The sequence below is a fragment of the Stutzerimonas sp. KH-1 genome (genome assembly GCF_054483855.1).
This window is the reverse complement of the sequence record NZ_CM137011.1, coordinates 3088227-3104330: the sequence shown is the minus strand read 5'-3', so window position 1 is coordinate 3104330 and position 16104 is coordinate 3088227. Positions and strand designations below refer to the sequence as shown.

The following is a 16104-nucleotide window of genomic DNA, read 5'->3' as shown; positions in this document are numbered from 1 at the left end:
GTGGCCGGCACTAGAGACGGGCTAGGGAGTGGCAGTCAGCAGCCTCGGTTTGACGCACGCTTAGATGGTCAAGGTACGTATGTCAATCCCTTTACAGGGCAAACAGGTGGGCGCGCTGTCGGAACTCACTTACCGCTTGAGCAGTCGTGGAGATAAAGATATGTCAGAAGCGAATTGCTTAATTGAAATTTTGTTGGACAAAAAATCCCGAGTAGATGAGCGTGATGATGCAGCGATGGACCTTGGTGCCTTCGATGACGAAAGTGTGCTAGCAGCGCTTATGTTGGTTGGGCAAGACCATAACGAATCCGATATCGTTCTTGCTTCCTGCGGTGAGTCAATAGGGATGATCCTTATGCGCCGGGCAGCCATGGATCAAAGTCTTTTAGATGGGCTAGCCCCAGTAGCCAAGCGGGAAGCTACAGCTGTGTTACGCAATGCCAAGTGAACAGCCCAACGCAACGGGAAAAGTAGAAAAAGAGTACAAAAAGGGGACAGTACAAAAAGGGGATACAAAAAGGGGACAGATTTATTTTTCGGCCGGTTAGGTTGGCTAATTAAATAAATCTGTCCCCTTTTTCCCATTAAAATCGACTCTTCTTGGATAAAACAATGAGTGATTGTAGTTGGGAAATCATAGAGGGGTTTTCATCCCTTCAGGAATATGCACGATTCTCTGCTTGGCTCGCAGACCAAGTTAAGGCTGGGATGGTGGTGCAGGTTTCTGTTCAGGAAAGCTACGCGGGGCCAGGTTTTGAGGAAAAGTGGTTTAAGTGCCTAGGCTCATCTGCTACTTGGAGATTAGTTACTCCTCAAGATCCATTTCATGGTTATTGGGGGCCGGTGTAGGAAAAAATCGGCTGTTGAGTTGGTGCAAAAGCAACTGGTCAGGCTCTAGAAACCACCAAGCCCGTGACCATCAGCGGCGGTCGAGCCATCGACAAGGCACAGAGCTATGAAAGTGGTGTGCGAGAAATATATGGAAGTGTTCCATATGCTGAACGTCAGTACACAACAATCATAAACGGAAAGCGAGTAAATGGTGTCGCTGATAACGTAACGAGTAACGAGTAACGAGTAACGAGTAACGAACGAGGAAAAGGGGACAGATTTATTTTCCGGCTATGTTCGTGAGGTGCGCTGCAAACCAATTTTCGCGGCTCCGCTAACCTGATGTCTTCCAAGGGTAAAAAAGGGGACAGATTTATTTTCCAGTCCTGTTCGTGAGATGCGCGGCAGATCGCTTCTCGCGCCTCCGCTACCCTGACGTCTTTCCAAGGAATGGAGAGCGCCACTATGCCTAGGATGGGCCGCCTTGTTTTGCCGAACTACCCGCACCATGTCGTCCAGAGAGGTCACAACCGCCAGGTCGTATTCGCCGCTGACGAAGATTACCAGCGCTACCTGGCTGATCTGCGTGAGCTGAAGGATGCCTTTGGCGTTAAGGTCTACGCGTACTGCTTGATGACGAACCATGTTCACCTGCTACTGGCACCGGGTGAGGCCATAGCCGGGCTTGGTCAGTTGATGAAAGCACTCGCCGCACGAGCCACGCGGTATCGCAATCGGTTGGAAGGCCGATCTGGAACGCTGTGGGAAAGCCGCTATAGATCGAGCGTCGTCCAAACCGATACCTATCTATTGGCTTGTTCTCGCTATATCGAGCTGAACCCGGTCCGAGCATGGATGGTGGCTGACCCAAGCGAATACCGCTGGTCTAGCTATACCAGCCGAATAGACACTGGTGATTCAACGGGATGGCTGGATACCGATCCTTGCTACCTGGCGTTAGGGAACACTGCGCAGCAGCGGAGCGAGCGATATCGGACGTTCGTTCATGGCGCCGTATCGCAAGCGGAGCTATCCCTGATTCGTGAAGGCCTGCAGCGCGGCCAGCTGACGGGGGATAGCCGCTTCGTAGACGAAGTAGAGCGGATTGCCGGGCTGCGAATCGAGCGGAGAGGGCAAGGCAGGCCGCGAGCGTTCACGGAAAAATAAATCTGTCCCCTTTTTCGCTCAACCCAAACAAAACGACGCACAGTGTCTTTAATTTGGATCGGAAAGAGATTTTAGGTTTGGTCGATCAGGCGTGGCTTAAGAAAGGAAGCTCTGTGTCAGAAGACCCTGGCGCATATATTGTTCCAATGGAACGTGTTATCGGAACCGCTGGCGAGACCAGCATAAAAATCATTGTTCGGCCTGGAGCGAACAAGATAATTACTGCGTACCCAGTTAAGTAGAGGGTTAAAATGCTTTGTCCAAGATGTGCTCAAGGCGATATTTGTAAAGCCCGGATTAAGTCGAGTGAAAAGATATTGTATGTTTGCCAAGAATGTGAAGCGACATGGTTCTCGCCTGAAGCCATTGGAGTTGAAACTTTCGTAGATTATGGGGCTTACATGGAGGAGCTCGGTCTTCCGCCACTGTGGAGTTCTTTGGTTGTTTTGCCTGATTAGATGGTCCAAAAGCAACTAGCGGAAAAAGGGGATAGATCTATTTTTTAAGAAAAGAGGACAGATTTATTTAATTAGTCTCCCAGCACCGGCCTCGTGCCGGTGTTGCTTTTCAGTTGTCAGGTGTCCTCTTTCTGTTGTCTCGTGTTGTTTTTCTGTTCTTTTTCAGTTGCTGATGTGTGTTTTTGAGTTGCTTGAAGGCGACTGTGCATCACGCCGTCCGAACTGCTTCTTGACAAGAAAAGGGGACAGATCTATTTTTCGGCCCCGTTCGTGAGAGGCGCTACAACCTGTTTCTCGCGCCTCCGCTACCCTGACGTCTTTCCAAGCAATGGAGAGCGCCGCTATGCCCAGGATGGGCCGCCTTGTTTTGCCGAACTACCCGCACCATGTCGTCCAGCGAGGTCACAACCGCCAGGTCGTATTCGCTGCTGACGAAGATTACCAGCGCTACCTGGCTGATCTACGCGAGCTGAAGGATGCCTTTGGCGTCAAGGTCTACGCGTACTGCTTGATGACGAACCATGTTCACCTGCTACTGGCACCGGGTGAGGCCATGGCCGGGCTTGGTCAGTTGATGAAAGCACTCGCCGCACGAGCCACGCGGTATCGCAATCGGTTGGAAGGCCGATCTGGAACGCTGTGTACAAAAAGGGGACAGATTTATTTTTCGGCCGGTTAGGTTGGCTAATTAAATAAATCTGTCCCCTTTTTCCCCGCCGCCGGTCGCGACATCAACCTGCAAGCCAGTCACGACCTGAGTCTGATCGGCAGCCAGGTTCAGGCCGGTCGGGACATCGACCTCAAGGCTGGCAACGACCTCAACATTCGTGCGGTCCAGAACGCCAGCAGCAGCGAGAGCGAACGCCGTAGCGCCGGGGGGTGAAGTCGGCCTGACCTTTGGCACCGAAGGTATAGGCGTCTACGCCAGCGTCAACCTGGGCAAGGGCCATCTGGAGCGCGAAGGCGAACGCCAGCAGGAGGCGTACCTCTATGCCGGCGAGCGCCTGAGCTTCAGCAGCGGCAAGGACACCAGCATTGCCGGTGCGCAGCTGCGGGGCGACGAGGTTATCGGCCGGGTGGGTCGCGACCTGCACGTGTCGTCGCTGCCGGATACCGGCGAGGTGAAGGGTAAGGAGTTCGACCTGAGCGCCACTGTCACCATCGGGCCGGGGGCGGGTGTCAGCGGTTCGGTCGGTTACGGCAAGACCACTGGCCAGACCAACTGGGTACAGGAGCAGACCCGCATCACAGCCCGGGACCGGCTGGATATCCGCACGGAAAACCACACCCAGATTGACGGCGCGTTGATCGCCTCCGATAGCGGCAACCTGAAGCTGGACACCGGTACCCTGGGCTTCAGCGATATCGCGGGCAAGGACAAGGAACGCAGCTACTACCTCAACGTGGGCGGTAGCTATGGCCTGGGTGACGGTGGTACCCAGCAGGACGCCAGCCAGGTCGGCAAGGGTACGCAAGGCGAAAGCGGCTGGAGCGTCGAAGGCTACCAATACGAACGGGACCGCGAGCAGATCGTCCGCGCCACGGTGGGGGCGGGGGAAATCATCGTTCGTAATGACGCGGAAACGAGCCAGGACTCCACGGCCGGGCTGAACCGCGATGTCAGCAAGGCTTATGAGATCACCAAGGATAAGGAAGAGCGTACCGATCTTTATGTAAGCAAGTCGTCGCTGGAGGCGGTAGGTGATCCGGTTGAGACAATCAAGAATTGGGGGAAACAGCTTGCCAATTACGACGAAACAGCCAAGGCGAATTTCAAGGAGCTTGGCGTACTGGCCAATGCGACCCTGAACGAACTGGAGAAACTGACGGGCAGGGCGCTGGCGGAAGGCGCAGTCGAAGCCGGTGGTGCCGAGATTGCTGAGCAGGCGCTATACGGTCTGATTATGTCGGGCATGAGCCTGGAGCAGGCCAAGGCACTGTTGGCTGATCAGGCGTTCCAAGACCAGGTGCTGGCCGAGTTGCGAGGCATCACCAATGCCTTTTCGACGCAGCCAGAACTCATTAAGCAGGCAGAGCAAGGGTTAGCTGAAGCCAACCTACTGTCGCTGGCTGATGCTGTGGTCTTACCAGATCAGACGGTCACGCCGGGAAGCCTGCGTCCAGAGCAAGTGATTCTGGGGCGAGTCTCGGAGATAAACTCTTATATAGAGGCTCACCCGGATCAGGCTGAAGCTGTCGGCTTCGTGCTGGCAGCTGCTCAGGGACCGAAAGGCTTGATGATGTGGGCGGCCAGCCAGGCACTGGCGGATACGCCTTTCGCTGAGCAGGTAGCCCAGTATGAGGCATACCTCAAAGGCGTCTTGGGTAAGGCCATAGCGGAAGGCGTCGAAGGGCATGACCTGGAAGCTTCATACGAGAACGATGCCTACCTATTAGGTGGCGGCGGTCTCATTGGTACGCTGCTGGTAGGCTCGGCGGTTGGTGGTGCAGGCAGCAAAGTCATCAAGGTTAAGGAAACCAATCCGCCAGCGACGAACCATAATCCGCATAGTGGGCAAACGGATGCGGAGGCTGGGCTACCATATGACCATCCGGTTAAGGTGGGCGAAGGTCCAAAAGCAACAGGGGGTGCTCTCGGTAACGCAGAAAGAGGAGTGCTGACAGAGGCTAATTTTGCTCAGAACAGAATTAAGTCTGACCGCTCCTTTAGTCCAGATGGGCAAAAGATATATTCAGACTTGGCTGGTAAACCGATCAAGACAGTGGATGACTTGGCGGATGCGCTCAAGGTCGGAACTATTAAGCCGAGTCAGCTTCCCGTTGGCTATGTGGATATGAATGGCACTCGCCTTATTTTAAATACACGAACCTCGACGGCGCTTGAACAGGCCGGAATTCCGCGTAGTCAGTGGTTTGGGCGAAATCAAACGGGTGTTGAGGCTTATCCTGGCAAGACCTTCAATGATCTGGCTGCAGATCAGTTGAAAAATAATAAACTTCCGCCGACAGGCGCAGAAAAACTAAAGTCGGTGCGCCCATGAAGATTGGTCAGCCAAAGTTAATCCTGAATCCTTATGAGTGGCTGCCAGGGTACGGTGAGTCAAAAGTATCATTCCGCTCCGTAGGGGCGGATGTGATATTGGATATTGAATACGAGAGGGATGTGCCGGGTATTGAGGGTGCTGATACTGTACAGAGTTTAAGGCGGGAGATTGCTTTTAAATCTGTGCGTGCCTTTATGCGGGTTCCTTTTCCCGGAAGTATGTTTTTTGAGTTTTATGGTGACTCAAGTAAATTTAGCCTGGGTGAACTAACAGAATTTATGGATTCAGAGTGGGTTAGCTCTAGTATGGAGATATGTGGCTCGGTTTCTGCTGGCGGCTCGTCAGAGGTAAGGCACTTTAGTATTCAGTTCCTATCGGAGAATGTTGCATTCCATGTGTTGGCTGAAGCTGTGTCTTTATCAGATGAGCAGCCGGTTGTTTGACTCGGAAGTGAAATTACTTGGCACATGGGCAGTTAACCATACCCCATTCTCTGCCTGAAAGAATTTGAAGCCCCGTTGGTGCATCCGGAGGGCTTCAATTTTTAGTACCACAGGCTTTCCATAGCGCTGCCCAACCGCAATAGCAGTTGGTATGTCTTGCGACAGGTGCACATGGTGGCGAGAGCCTGCGATCAACCCTTGCTGGCGGATCGACTCAAGGAAGCGTGTGGCGGTGCCGTGGTAGAGAAACTCTGGCGGCTCTTTCTCTACGTGTTGAAGGCTCACGCTGGTAGTTGAGTGGCCCTGCACGGCGCGAATGCGCTGGCCATCATCCGAGATGCTGAAACGCTTTTTATCGCTGCTGCTGACGACCGTTTGAATCAGGGAAATATCTAAAGTCCGTCCATCCTTAGCCGCACCGGCTATCAAGGATTCGATATCTGCCCAGCCTTCGCTGTCCAGCTGCAAACCGATAGCTTGAGGCTCATGTCTGAGTACATAGCTAAGAAACTTGCTGGTCTCGTTGAGTTGCTTGGTATCCATCCTGCCTAACGCCTCAAATCATTCATTGATTGGCAGCGGTTTGCATCATTCTTGCCACATGCCTGCATCACGCCGGTGAGTTACTACTTTTGTGCTATCTATCAGCTATCTGTAGCTATCTCTCAGCTATCGAGCGGCTATCTTCTGCTACTTATCGGCTACTGCTGCCAGCGCTCAGGCCGCTGGCGAAGGGTTTGACCCTCTGGCTGGTGTTTGCCCTTAAATCCGGTGTGTTTTTGCGGTGTTTGCCGGCCCTTTCAACCCCGGTGATCTGGCTATACACCATACGCACCTTGCCGGTGCCGCCAAAGCCGCGTGGTTACTGGGCTGCCGCGGTTTTGCCGAAAATCGGCTGTAGACAGAGGCGACTACAGACTGCCCTGCAGGCCGCGAATTTACTGGGAAAACGGTGCTACAGGCTGTAGCGCATGACTCTTTCTTAAGGAAAAGGGGACAGATTTATTTTCCAGGCTGGCGGGATCATGAATAAATAAATCTGTCCCCTTTTTTCTCTTTTTTCTGGTCGCGCCGCTGTTGCCGGTTGCACGCGGGTGCAGCGCAACGGGTCTGGACCGATGTTCCAACACGCGCACGGCTAGGTCCCGGTCCGTTCGAATTGCTTCAGCGCCTTGTCGCAGCCCATGCCCGAACCTTCGCCGAAACCGGGGTCGAGCCACGGCAAAATCGCCAGGGGCGGCGCGACGATGGCGCCCAGAACGCTGGCGAGCCCGCGGGCGACCAGCGTGTCGGTGATCACTTCCACTTGCGGATCTCGCAGGGTGCCACGCAGTTGGATCGGCGCTTGCCCCGATAGCAGGCTGAAGTCTTTGGCGTGGGCGTCGAATGCCAGTTTCAACCGCTCGGTGGCCAGGTCGATCTGGCCGCCCCCGGTCAGGTTGCTGTCTTGGGTGCTGACGAAGAACCGTTCCAGATGGGCGATGCCGGCGTCGGCGTCGAAACGCAGGTAGCCGCAGCTCATGTCGGTGGGCGCGTCGTTGATGAGCGCGGCGATCGAGGCTTCGCCCGCGTCGAGTCCGAGTAGCTCGATCGCGACCCTGTCCAACTGGCCGCCCGACATGGCTAGCTCCAGGCGGCCGTCGGCGCCGGCCGCCATCTCCGCCGCGGACTGCCCGCTGACGGCCAATCGCAGCTGGCCACCGATAACGGCAGCCGAATCCTGCGCGACACTGGGAAAGTCTGCGCTGCGCAATACCGGGGAAAAGCGCGCGCCGGTCAGTGACAGGCGCGCCGTGCCGCTGGGACGTGGCACGCGGGTATTCAGCCGCACGGTGCCATGTGCCGTGCCGCTGGCGAGTTCCAGGCGCAGCGGTTCGATTTCCAGGACGCCTTCGTCGAGTATCGCTTTGAGCGTCACGGCGTTGAGGGGGACATCGCGAACCACGAGGTTGTCCGCGCTGAAGCGCACGATGGCATCGCGGCCCTGCAGGGCCTCGAGTTTCAGCGACCGGTCCGAGAACAGCTGGCGCTTGTCGCGCGCACGCTCGGTGGTCGGGCGCAGGTCGCGCCAACGCAGCGTATCGGCATGCAGGTTGGCCCAGAGCATCGGACGTCCGGCCAGGCTGAGCCGCACATCGCCGCTGAGGTCGCTTTCACCCCAGCGGGCGTCAAGCCCGAGAAGCCGTAGCTGCTTATCTTCCCAACGCAACTCGCCGTCGAGTCGGTAATCGCCCAGTGCGGGCAGGTCGAGGCCGGTCAAGGTGTCGAGACGGTCCAGCTGCTGGCCTTCGAGCGACACCTGCAGCACGGCGGCGTCCAGCTGCAGCGGGTCGGTTACATGGCCGTCGAGCGTGAGGCGCGCGTCGCCCGAGCGGAGCACGCCTTCGACCGGCCAGGTGGCGTCCCGAAAGAGTTGGGGTAGCGCGCCCAGCTGCAGGTCGAACTGTACCGGGACCTGGTGGTGCCAGGCCGTGCCGTGCAACGCCAGCCCCGCTGCGGTCGAGGCGGCGCCTAGCCGCACGCGCAGGTCCTGTTGCGGTGACTTGTACAGCAGTTGGGTGTTCTCGATCGAGGCGGCGTCTGGCGCCAGGCGCAGGTGGATTTCGCCATCCAGCACGCCAAGCCCGGGTTGGCCGAACGCGGCAAGTGCTTGGCCGAGATCGAACTGGTCCAGCTGCGCATCGAGCGCGCTGGACAGCCCGGCGTCCGCCCAATCGAAGCCACCCTGCAACGAGACAGCGCCTTGCCCTTGCTCGACATGCAGCTGCGCCAGTTCAAGGTGTTGGCCGTCCAGCTGTGCCTCGATGGCCACGTCCTGCAGCGCGTTATCCGCATAGCTCAGCGTATCGAGCTGCAGCGACAGCTCGCCGCGGTATTCACCCAGCCGTTCGAGCAGGTCGCTGGCATTGCCCAACAGGCGATCGGCTGCCATGGGGCGGCGCTCGCCCGTGCGGGTCGGACGAGGCATCAGGCCCCAGCGGTCGAGGTCCAGCTGGTCGCCTTCGAGGCGGATGGCCACCCTTGGCTCGGAACCGGCCTGCACGCTCGCCGCACCGGTCAGATGACTGCCATTGGTACGCAGGTCGATGTCGCTCAACGCCCACTGCGAGCCGTCGCGCCGGGTGCTAGCCTGCAGCCTGAACGGCGGCAGGTCGATCGGCAGCGCATCGAAGGCCATGGCGTCCGACGCAGAGGCCGTCAACTGGCCCTGCAGCTGCTCAAGGCTGGGTAGCGAGGCACTCTGTCCCTCGAACTGCAGTTGCAGGGCGCCAAGCTGGGCGTTCAGCGAGAGGGTATAAGCGGCGTCGGCCGCCAGCACCCGCGCTGGTGGGTCACCGACGAGCGTCAGGCTGACGGGACGGCCGCGGAATTGGCCGGAACCTTTCACGTTCAGCCGACGCGGGCCTTCGTCACTGGGAGGCGTCGCCACCGACAGGTCAAGCTGAAGGTCGAGCTGGGCATCGCGGTAATGGATCTCGCCGTCGCGGATGCGCAAGGGATCGGGGCTGAGCGGCAGCGAGCCTTCCTCCGGGCCGTCGCCCAGCAGCGCGGCCCAGTTCGTTTGGCCATCGGCTTGGCGGGCGAGGTGGACTTGAGGTTGAACCAGCTGGAGCGACCGCAGCTGCACGTCACCGGTCAACAGGGCGCCGACGCCCAGCCGGGCACGCAACGCGTCGAGCGTCAGCAGCGGTGCGTCCGATGCCCAGTCGGCGTTGGCGATGCGCAGGTCGCGAAGCTGCACGCCCAGCGGCAAACCCCATTCGATGTCGAATTCGCCGATGGACACCGCGCGCCCGTCCAGGCGCTGGCTCAGCTGACGCTCGATCAGTTGCCGGGCCCAGGGTGACTCGGCCAGCAGGGCAAGACCGCCCAGCAGAACGAGAACGCCGGCAAGACCGGCCAGCAGCCATGGGGTCGCTTTGGACACCTGTTCCTCCTTCCGGCAAGCCGTATGGGATGGATATCGATGGGTGTCCTATGTGCGACCCCGATAAGCGGGGAGAGGTCGGCCGCTGCGGTTACCGACGGCCGAACGGACCCTGATGCAGTTACTCGCTGCCCCAGCTTGGCGAGGGCCTCACCGTCGAAGGCGAAGGACTAGACGGGATAGCAGCGCCCGGCTGACTCGCCGGGCCACCAAGCTGGCCGGCACAGCAAGTCGTCATTCCACGGCACCCCGCTAGACTGGCTTCGTCTCCACGAAAACAAGAAAAACGAATGAGTAGCACCGACGGCATAGCACTGGATAGCTGGCGCGCCAGCGCTCGCGAGTTCGATTTTGGCGGCAAGCGCATCCGCTACTGGACGGCTGGCGAAGGCGAGCCGCTGCTGCTGATCCATGGTTTTCCCACCGCCAGCTGGGATTGGCACAAGGTCTGGCAGCCGCTTGCGGCGCGCTATCGGCTGGTTGCCTGCGACATGCTCGGCTTCGGCTATTCGGCCAAGCCGCGCGGGCACGCTTACAGCCTGATCGAGCAGGCCGACCTGCAGCAGGCACTGCTGGCGAAACTGGGTATCGACGGCATGATCCATGTGCTGGCGCATGACTATGGCGACAGCGTGGCTCAGGAGCTGCTGGCGCGGCATTGCGAAGGGCGCATCGCACTGGCCAGTTGCGTGTTCCTCAATGGCGGGCTGTTCCCTGAAACCCATCATCCGGTGCGGGTGCAGAAACTGCTGCTCGGCCCGTTCGGCTTCCTGCTGGGCAGGCTGTTCTCGCGGCGTACGCTCGGGGCGACCTTCGGCCGGGTGTTCGGTGCGCAGACGCAGCCGAGCGACGCCGAGCTGGACGATTACTGGCGCCTGATCGCCGAGAGCGACGGACCGGCGGTGATGCACCGGCTGATCCGCTACATGCCCGAGCGGGTCAGGCAACGCGAGCGCTGGGTTACGGCCATGCAGCGCTGCAATGTGCCGTTGCGGGTGATCGACGGCGCTGCCGATCCGATCTCCGGTGCACACATGGTGGCGCGCTACCGCGAGCTGATTCCAACGCCCGACACCGTGCTGCTGGAGGGCATCGGTCACTACCCGCAGGTCGAGGCGCCGGAGCGGGTGCTTGAACACTACTTCGACTTTCGTGCGCGTCTTGCTGCTGTAGAGGGTGGCAGTTGAAAAGACGACATCGTGCCCGAGCATCTGCAAGCCGAGGGGGAGAGGTGGCGCGGATTATTGCAGGCCCGCCGTGACCTGACGGGCCAGCGAACTCCTTGGTGCCTAACCGTTCTCACATGGTAAGACTCAATGGAGAACCCGGATGAAAAGACCAATTTTGGCGTTCGCTGCCCTCGCGTCTGCTCTCCCTGCTCTAGCCGACGACCCGATGGTCGTGACTCGTCTGAATGGCATGAATATGGAGATCGAGGAACTTGGCGTGCCTTCGGCATCCTCTGAACAGGTCGATCTTCGTGGTGTACCGGCGATCAAGGTGACCAACCGCAGCGCGGAGATCGCCTCCTGCCAATTCCATGCTCTGCCTGAGGAAACGGCCATGACGGCTACACCCGCTGCTTCGATCAGCCCGAACGAAGAGGTCGTCATGCAAGTGCCCGGTAAATATTCCGCGGGCGGCCCGATTGCCATGCTCGTCTGCAAGCCAGTAGGCGCAGCGAGTAATTGATTGGGCAGAAGCTTCCACCGCCCTGAGCTGGGCTCACCGCTCAGGGAAGAGGAGAACACCATGAACAGATACTTGCTTGCTTCCATTTCAATGGCCACGCTTTTTCTATCCGTACCGCATGCGGCCGCACAATGGCCGGCAGGTACCCCTCGTGATGACACCGGCTCGCGGGCAAGTCAGATGGGTATTCCGACCCCTCAGGAGAAGCTCGAAACACATCGAAACGAGCAGGGGCAGATCGTCACGGAGGACGGTCGGCCGGTCGAAGGTTTGTCGGACAGCGAATCGGTACCTAATCGAAATCTGCATCGGACCGAACAGGATACGGTGACCGCAGACCCGCCTCACCAGTCAGCTACACCAGGCGAGCTTGAGTAACCGTTCGTCAAAGGGGGGCTGCGTCGTATGCCGCCGCTACCCGTTGCATGCCGAGCGCGAAGCTGGGGCTCGCGCTCGGGCCACATGAAGCGAAACAGCCCCGCTCGCATTGCTGAGCGGGGCATTTCCCGTCGCGTAACGTGCCTTAACGCAGCGCTACAGCAACGCTTCACTTCATCATCGCGATCACACGGTTGCGCAGCTCCGGGTCGGTCTGCACGGCTTGGTTGATGGCGTTGTACTCGTCGATGCTGATGTCGTTTTCCTCGATCACGCCGAGCATCTTCTCGTTGGCCTGCTGCTGAAGATCGCGGGCCTTGTCGGCGTCTTCGGTCTGCTGCAGCTTGCCGGTGAATTCCTCGCGGATCTCCATGATCTCGCCGAGCGACTCGGCGAAGCTTTCCAGTTTTTTCTCACCGAACTGCTGGGCCTGTACACCGGCCGCAGGCTGCGCGGTGGGGGCCGGGTTGGCTGATTGCGCCGATGCAAGGGGGGCGGCCAGGCCGAGGAACAGCGAGAAGATTCCGGCGAAGGCGAGACGAGCGTTGTGCTGGGTCATGTTCATTCCTGCTTCGGTTAAAGACGCCTTCAACAGTGCAGCAGCCGTGCCAGGTGCTCACTCTTAACGTAACTGATTGAAATATAAGTAATTGATCGTTTCATCGGGGCGCGCTGGCCGTAGCCAGTGGCCTGCTGTAGTGTGCCGGAATGACACATGTATCAATCTGGCAGCGTCCGGCGAGCTTGCGTGGCGCGCTGTTGCTCAAGGTCATCGTGCCGCTGATGGCGATCATGTTCGGCTTCAGTTCGGTGGTGCTCTGGACGGTCGAGCGCAGCAGCGAACGGCGCCTGCAGGCCGAGGTCGAGCTGGTCGCGCGGGCGGTGCGCCTGCCGCTCAGCGCCAGCCTGGAGAAGAACCACGAGCGCACCCTGCAGCAGGTGCTGGAATCGGTGCTTGGCGTCGGTCGTGTGTATGGCGCCTATGTCTACGACCGTGACGGCAAGCTCGCGGCTTATGCCGGCGCGGTGGAACCGGATCAGGATGAGTCGGCGATCCAGCAGCTCACCGCCGGTGGCGAGCGGACCGGCACCTATCAGCGCATCAATGGCCGCCCGGTGTATTCCTACTTCGTTCCGCTGGAAGAAAGTGGCGGGCAGATCAATGGCCTGCTGCAGGTGACCCGACGCTGGGGTGATTTCGAGCAGGACATCCGCCGCCTGCGGCTGATCGCTGCGGGCCTCGGCAGCTTGCTCGCCGGGGTGGCGCTGGTGGTGATCCTGCTCGGCCATCGCTCCGCGGTGGGCAAGCATCTGCAGCAGCTGGCGCGCAGCATGGAGCGGGTCGCGGCCGGCGAGCGCGAGCATCGAGCGCCGCGCAGCGGGCCGCAGGAGATCGTCGTGCTCTCCGGCGCGCTGAATCAGATGCTCGACAGTATCGCCGCCGCCGAGCGCCAGGTCGCCGAGCAGCAGGCCCGCGAGGAGCAGTTGCAGGCGCGCCTGCGTCAGAGCCAGCAGCTGGCGGCAGTGGGGCGGTTGGCAGCCGGGGTGGCGCATGAGCTGGGCAGCCCGCTCAGCGTGATCGATGGCAAGGCGCAGCGGGTGTTGCGCGACGATGAGCTGGGCGAAACCCACCGCCGCGCGCTGTTGCAGATTCGCCAGCAGGTGGCGCGGCTCAGTGCCATCGTCCGCCAGCTGCTGGATTTCGGCCGCGCCGCCGGCTCGCCGCTGCGCAAGGTGCCCGCCGAGGTGCTGGCGCATTCGGCAGCCGCGGCGGTGGCCGATGAGCTGGCTGCACTGCAGGTTCGGCTGGAGCTGCAGGCACCGGCGCAAACCCTGTACTGCCGGGTCGACCCGCCGCGTTTCGAGCAGGCGCTGACCAATCTGCTGCGCAATGCCGCCCAGGCCAGCCCTGGCGGATTGGTGCGCCTGCGCTGGTGGCGCGATGGTGCCGAATTGATGTTGCAGGTCGAGGACGATGGCCCCGGCATTGCCGAGTCGAACCGCGCGGCGCTGTTCGAGCCGTTCTTCACCACCAAGCCGGTGGGTGAGGGCAGCGGGCTGGGGCTGGCAGTGGCCCATGGCGTGGTCGGCGAGTGCGGCGGACGTATCGAACTGGTCGACGGCGACCTGCCGGGCGCAGCCTTCCGTATCGCATTGCCATTGATCGACGAGGAGGTCGAGCATGACTGAAGTGACGCAGGAGCGGGTGCTGCTGGTCGAGGACGACGACAGCCTGCGCCAGTTGCTGGTCGAGGAGCTGGAAGATCGCGGCCTGCAGGTGCGTGCGCTGGCCAGCGCGGAGGAGGCGGTCGGCTCGCTGGAAAGCTGGGAGCCGGCGCTGGTGGTCAGCGATCTGCGCCTGCCCGGTGCCGATGGCATGGCGCTGTTGCGACGGGTCAAGACGATGCAGGCGGCGCCGGCCTTTCTGGTGATCACCGCGTTCGGCAGCATCCAGCAGGCGGTGGCGGCGCTCAAGGAGGGCGCCGACGAATTCCTCACCAAGCCGCTCGACCTCGAGCACTTCGCCCTGGCGGTGGCCCGGGCGCTGGAGACACGGCGCCTGCGCGACGAGGTGCGGCGCTTCCAGCAGCTGCTCAGCGATGATCGCTTCCACGGCATGCTCGGCCGCAGCCGGGTGATGCGTGGCTTGTTCGACCAGATCCGCCAACTTGCTCGCGCCGAGGGGCCGGTGCTGGTGATCGGTGAGAGCGGCACCGGCAAGGAGCTGGTGGCCAGGGCGGTGCATGCCGAGAGCGAGCGCGCCAAGGGGCCGTTCCTCGCGATCAACTGCGCCGGGTTGCCGGCCGAATTGCTGGAAAGCGAGTTCTTCGGTCACGTCGCCGGTGCCTTCACCGGCGCCAACCGCGCGCACAAGGGGCTGTTCCAGCAGGCTGACGGTGGCACGCTGTTTCTCGACGAGATCGGCGAGATGCCGCTGCCGCTGCAGGCCAAACTCCTGCGCGTGCTGCAGGAAGGCACGATCCGCCCGGTGGGTGCGGAGCGCGAGCTGAGCGTGGACGTGCGCATCATTGCCGCCAGCAACCGCCCGCTGGAAACCGAGGCGGGGCGCGAGGCCTTCCGCGAGGACCTGTTCTTCCGTCTGGAAACCTTCATCCTGCAGGTGCCGCCGCTGCGTGATCGCGAAGAGGACCTCGAACTGCTGGCCGCCGGTTTCGTCGCCCACTTTGCCGCGCGCAGCGGGCGGCCGGTGCGCGGCATCGCGCCGGCGGCACTGGCGCAGCTGCGACGCTACCCGTTCCCCGGCAACGTGCGCGAGCTGCAGAACGCCATCGAACGTGCGGTGACCTTCTGCCACGGACGCAGCATCGAGCTGGAGCACCTGCCCAGCCGCATCGCCGATTATCGTGATGACAAGGCGCGCAGTGCCGGCGCCGAACTGCTCGCCCAGCTCAGCGATGGCCCGCTGCTGCCGACCCTGGAGGAGCTGGAGCTGCGTTATATCGAGCATGTGCTGAAGCTGGTGGACGGCAATAAGCGCCGCGCGGCGGCCCTGCTCGGCATCGGCCGGCGCACCCTGTACCGGCGCCTCGGCGAGCGCGAGGACGGTTGATCGGGCTCGCCGCAGGGCGCCCGAAAGCGCACACTGCCGGCCTTTTCTCAGTGAGGAGCGACCATGCTCAACAACGACGTCCTGCGCAGCCTGCGCTACACCCTCAAGGCCAGTGACGTACAAATGGCCGAAATTGCCGCCCTGGGTGGCTGCACGGTGGACGAGGTCGAGGTTCGCGCCTGGCTCAGCCGCGAGGACGAGGACGGCTATCAGGAATGCCCGGACGAGGCCATGGCGCGTTTTCTCGACGGCTTGATCTACTTCAAACGCGGCAAGGACGAGAGCCGCCCGGCGCCGCCGCTGGAACTGCCGGTGAGCAATAACCAGATCCTGAAGAAACTGCGGGTGGCTTTCGAGCTGCGCGACGAAGACCTGCAGGCGATCCTGCGGGCCGCCGACCTGCAGCTGTCGAAATCCGAGCTCGGCGCGCTGTTCCGCAAGCCGGGACACAGCAACTACCGGCCCTGCGGTGACCAGCTGCTGCGCAACTTCCTCAAGGGGCTATCGCTGCGCCAGGGCTGAGCTCGCTGAGGCGGGCCCGCAGTGCTTGCGTGGTCGGCCATTGACGCTGTGGCGAGGGAGCCCTGAGCGTCGCGTTCGGATCGCTTGCGCTGAGCAGCTCCGGCCGGCA

Annotated in this window: 12 protein-coding genes and 2 pseudogenes; 11 read left to right on the top strand and 3 right to left on the bottom strand. The window is 60.7% G+C overall.

The genetic code is table 11. The features are described 5' to 3' along the window. The first annotated feature begins 64 nt into the window (after positions 1–64). The 5 genes and pseudogenes from ACX1DW_RS15040 (at position 65) to ACX1DW_RS15020 (ending at position 5904) form a co-directional block, all read left to right on the top strand. Positions 65–448 carry a hypothetical protein gene (locus ACX1DW_RS15040; RefSeq protein WP_200600627.1) on the top strand — a complete coding sequence of 128 codons (384 nt, stop codon included), beginning with the start codon at positions 65–67 and terminating at the stop codon, positions 446–448. A gap of 848 nt (positions 449–1296) precedes the next feature. Further along, a complete protein-coding gene (locus tag ACX1DW_RS15035; RefSeq protein ID WP_200600626.1) occupies positions 1297–1998 on the top strand; it encodes a transposase in 702 nt (233 codons plus the stop codon). 801 nt (positions 1999–2799) lie between these two features. Then, positions 2800–3108 (top strand): annotated as a pseudogene (locus ACX1DW_RS15030) (transposase); the annotation flags it as partial. 66 nt (positions 3109–3174) lie between these two features. After that, a pseudogene (locus ACX1DW_RS15025) lies at positions 3175–4175 on the top strand (hemagglutinin repeat-containing protein); the annotation flags it as partial. 1279 nt (positions 4176–5454) lie between these two features. After that, positions 5455–5904, top strand: a complete 450-nt coding sequence (locus tag ACX1DW_RS15020) for a hypothetical protein (protein ID WP_200600624.1) — start codon at positions 5455–5457, stop codon at positions 5902–5904. On the opposite strand, the gene ACX1DW_RS15015 is transcribed toward ACX1DW_RS15020, so the two are convergent. Next, a complete protein-coding gene (locus ACX1DW_RS15015; RefSeq protein WP_200600622.1) occupies positions 5881–6447 on the bottom strand; it encodes an RNA 2'-phosphotransferase in 567 nt (188 codons plus the stop codon). The two genes, ACX1DW_RS15020 and ACX1DW_RS15015, sit on opposite strands and share 24 nt — an antisense overlap. Before the next feature lie 595 nt (positions 6448–7042). After that, positions 7043–9832, bottom strand: a complete 2790-nt coding sequence (locus ACX1DW_RS15010; protein WP_458991779.1) for an AsmA family protein — start codon at positions 9830–9832, stop codon at positions 7043–7045. A gap of 290 nt (positions 9833–10122) precedes the next feature. Here ACX1DW_RS15010 and ACX1DW_RS15005 point away from each other — a divergent pair, with 290 nt between their 5' ends. The 3 genes from ACX1DW_RS15005 to ACX1DW_RS14995 all read left to right on the top strand — a co-directional run bounded on the left by ACX1DW_RS15005 (position 10123) and on the right by ACX1DW_RS14995 (position 11902). Then, positions 10123–11019, top strand: coding sequence for an alpha/beta fold hydrolase (locus ACX1DW_RS15005; RefSeq protein ID WP_200600616.1), 897 nt, complete (start codon positions 10123–10125; stop codon positions 11017–11019). A 142-nt stretch (positions 11020–11161) separates the two neighbouring features. After that, positions 11162–11524 (top strand): hypothetical protein, encoded by a 363-nt coding sequence (locus ACX1DW_RS15000; protein WP_110778328.1) that lies wholly within the window; start codon positions 11162–11164, stop codon positions 11522–11524. 60 nt (positions 11525–11584) lie between these two features. Then, entirely contained in the window at positions 11585–11902 is a 318-nt protein-coding gene (locus tag ACX1DW_RS14995; RefSeq protein WP_191121578.1) for a hypothetical protein, read from the top strand. 169 nt (positions 11903–12071) lie between these two features. Here ACX1DW_RS14995 and ACX1DW_RS14990 read toward each other — a convergent pair whose 3' ends face one another. Continuing rightward, positions 12072–12461 (bottom strand): DUF4168 domain-containing protein, encoded by a 390-nt coding sequence (locus ACX1DW_RS14990; RefSeq protein WP_458991778.1) that lies wholly within the window; start codon positions 12459–12461, stop codon positions 12072–12074. A 149-nt stretch (positions 12462–12610) separates the two neighbouring features. Between ACX1DW_RS14990 and ACX1DW_RS14985 the strand changes: the two genes are divergently transcribed. The 3 genes from ACX1DW_RS14985 to ACX1DW_RS14975 all read left to right on the top strand — a co-directional run bounded on the left by ACX1DW_RS14985 (position 12611) and on the right by ACX1DW_RS14975 (position 15995). Next, positions 12611–14092 carry a sensor histidine kinase gene (locus tag ACX1DW_RS14985; protein WP_102839452.1) on the top strand — a complete coding sequence of 494 codons (1482 nt, stop codon included), beginning with the start codon at positions 12611–12613 and terminating at the stop codon, positions 14090–14092. Next, complete coding sequence (locus ACX1DW_RS14980; RefSeq protein WP_200600611.1) at positions 14085–15473, top strand: sigma-54-dependent transcriptional regulator; 1389 nt, start codon at positions 14085–14087, stop codon at positions 15471–15473. The genes ACX1DW_RS14985 and ACX1DW_RS14980 overlap by 8 nt, the downstream gene beginning before the upstream one ends. A gap of 63 nt (positions 15474–15536) precedes the next feature. Then, entirely contained in the window at positions 15537–15995 is a 459-nt protein-coding gene (locus ACX1DW_RS14975; RefSeq protein WP_267936570.1) for a YehS family protein, read from the top strand. Positions 15996–16104: the final 109 nt, after the last annotated feature.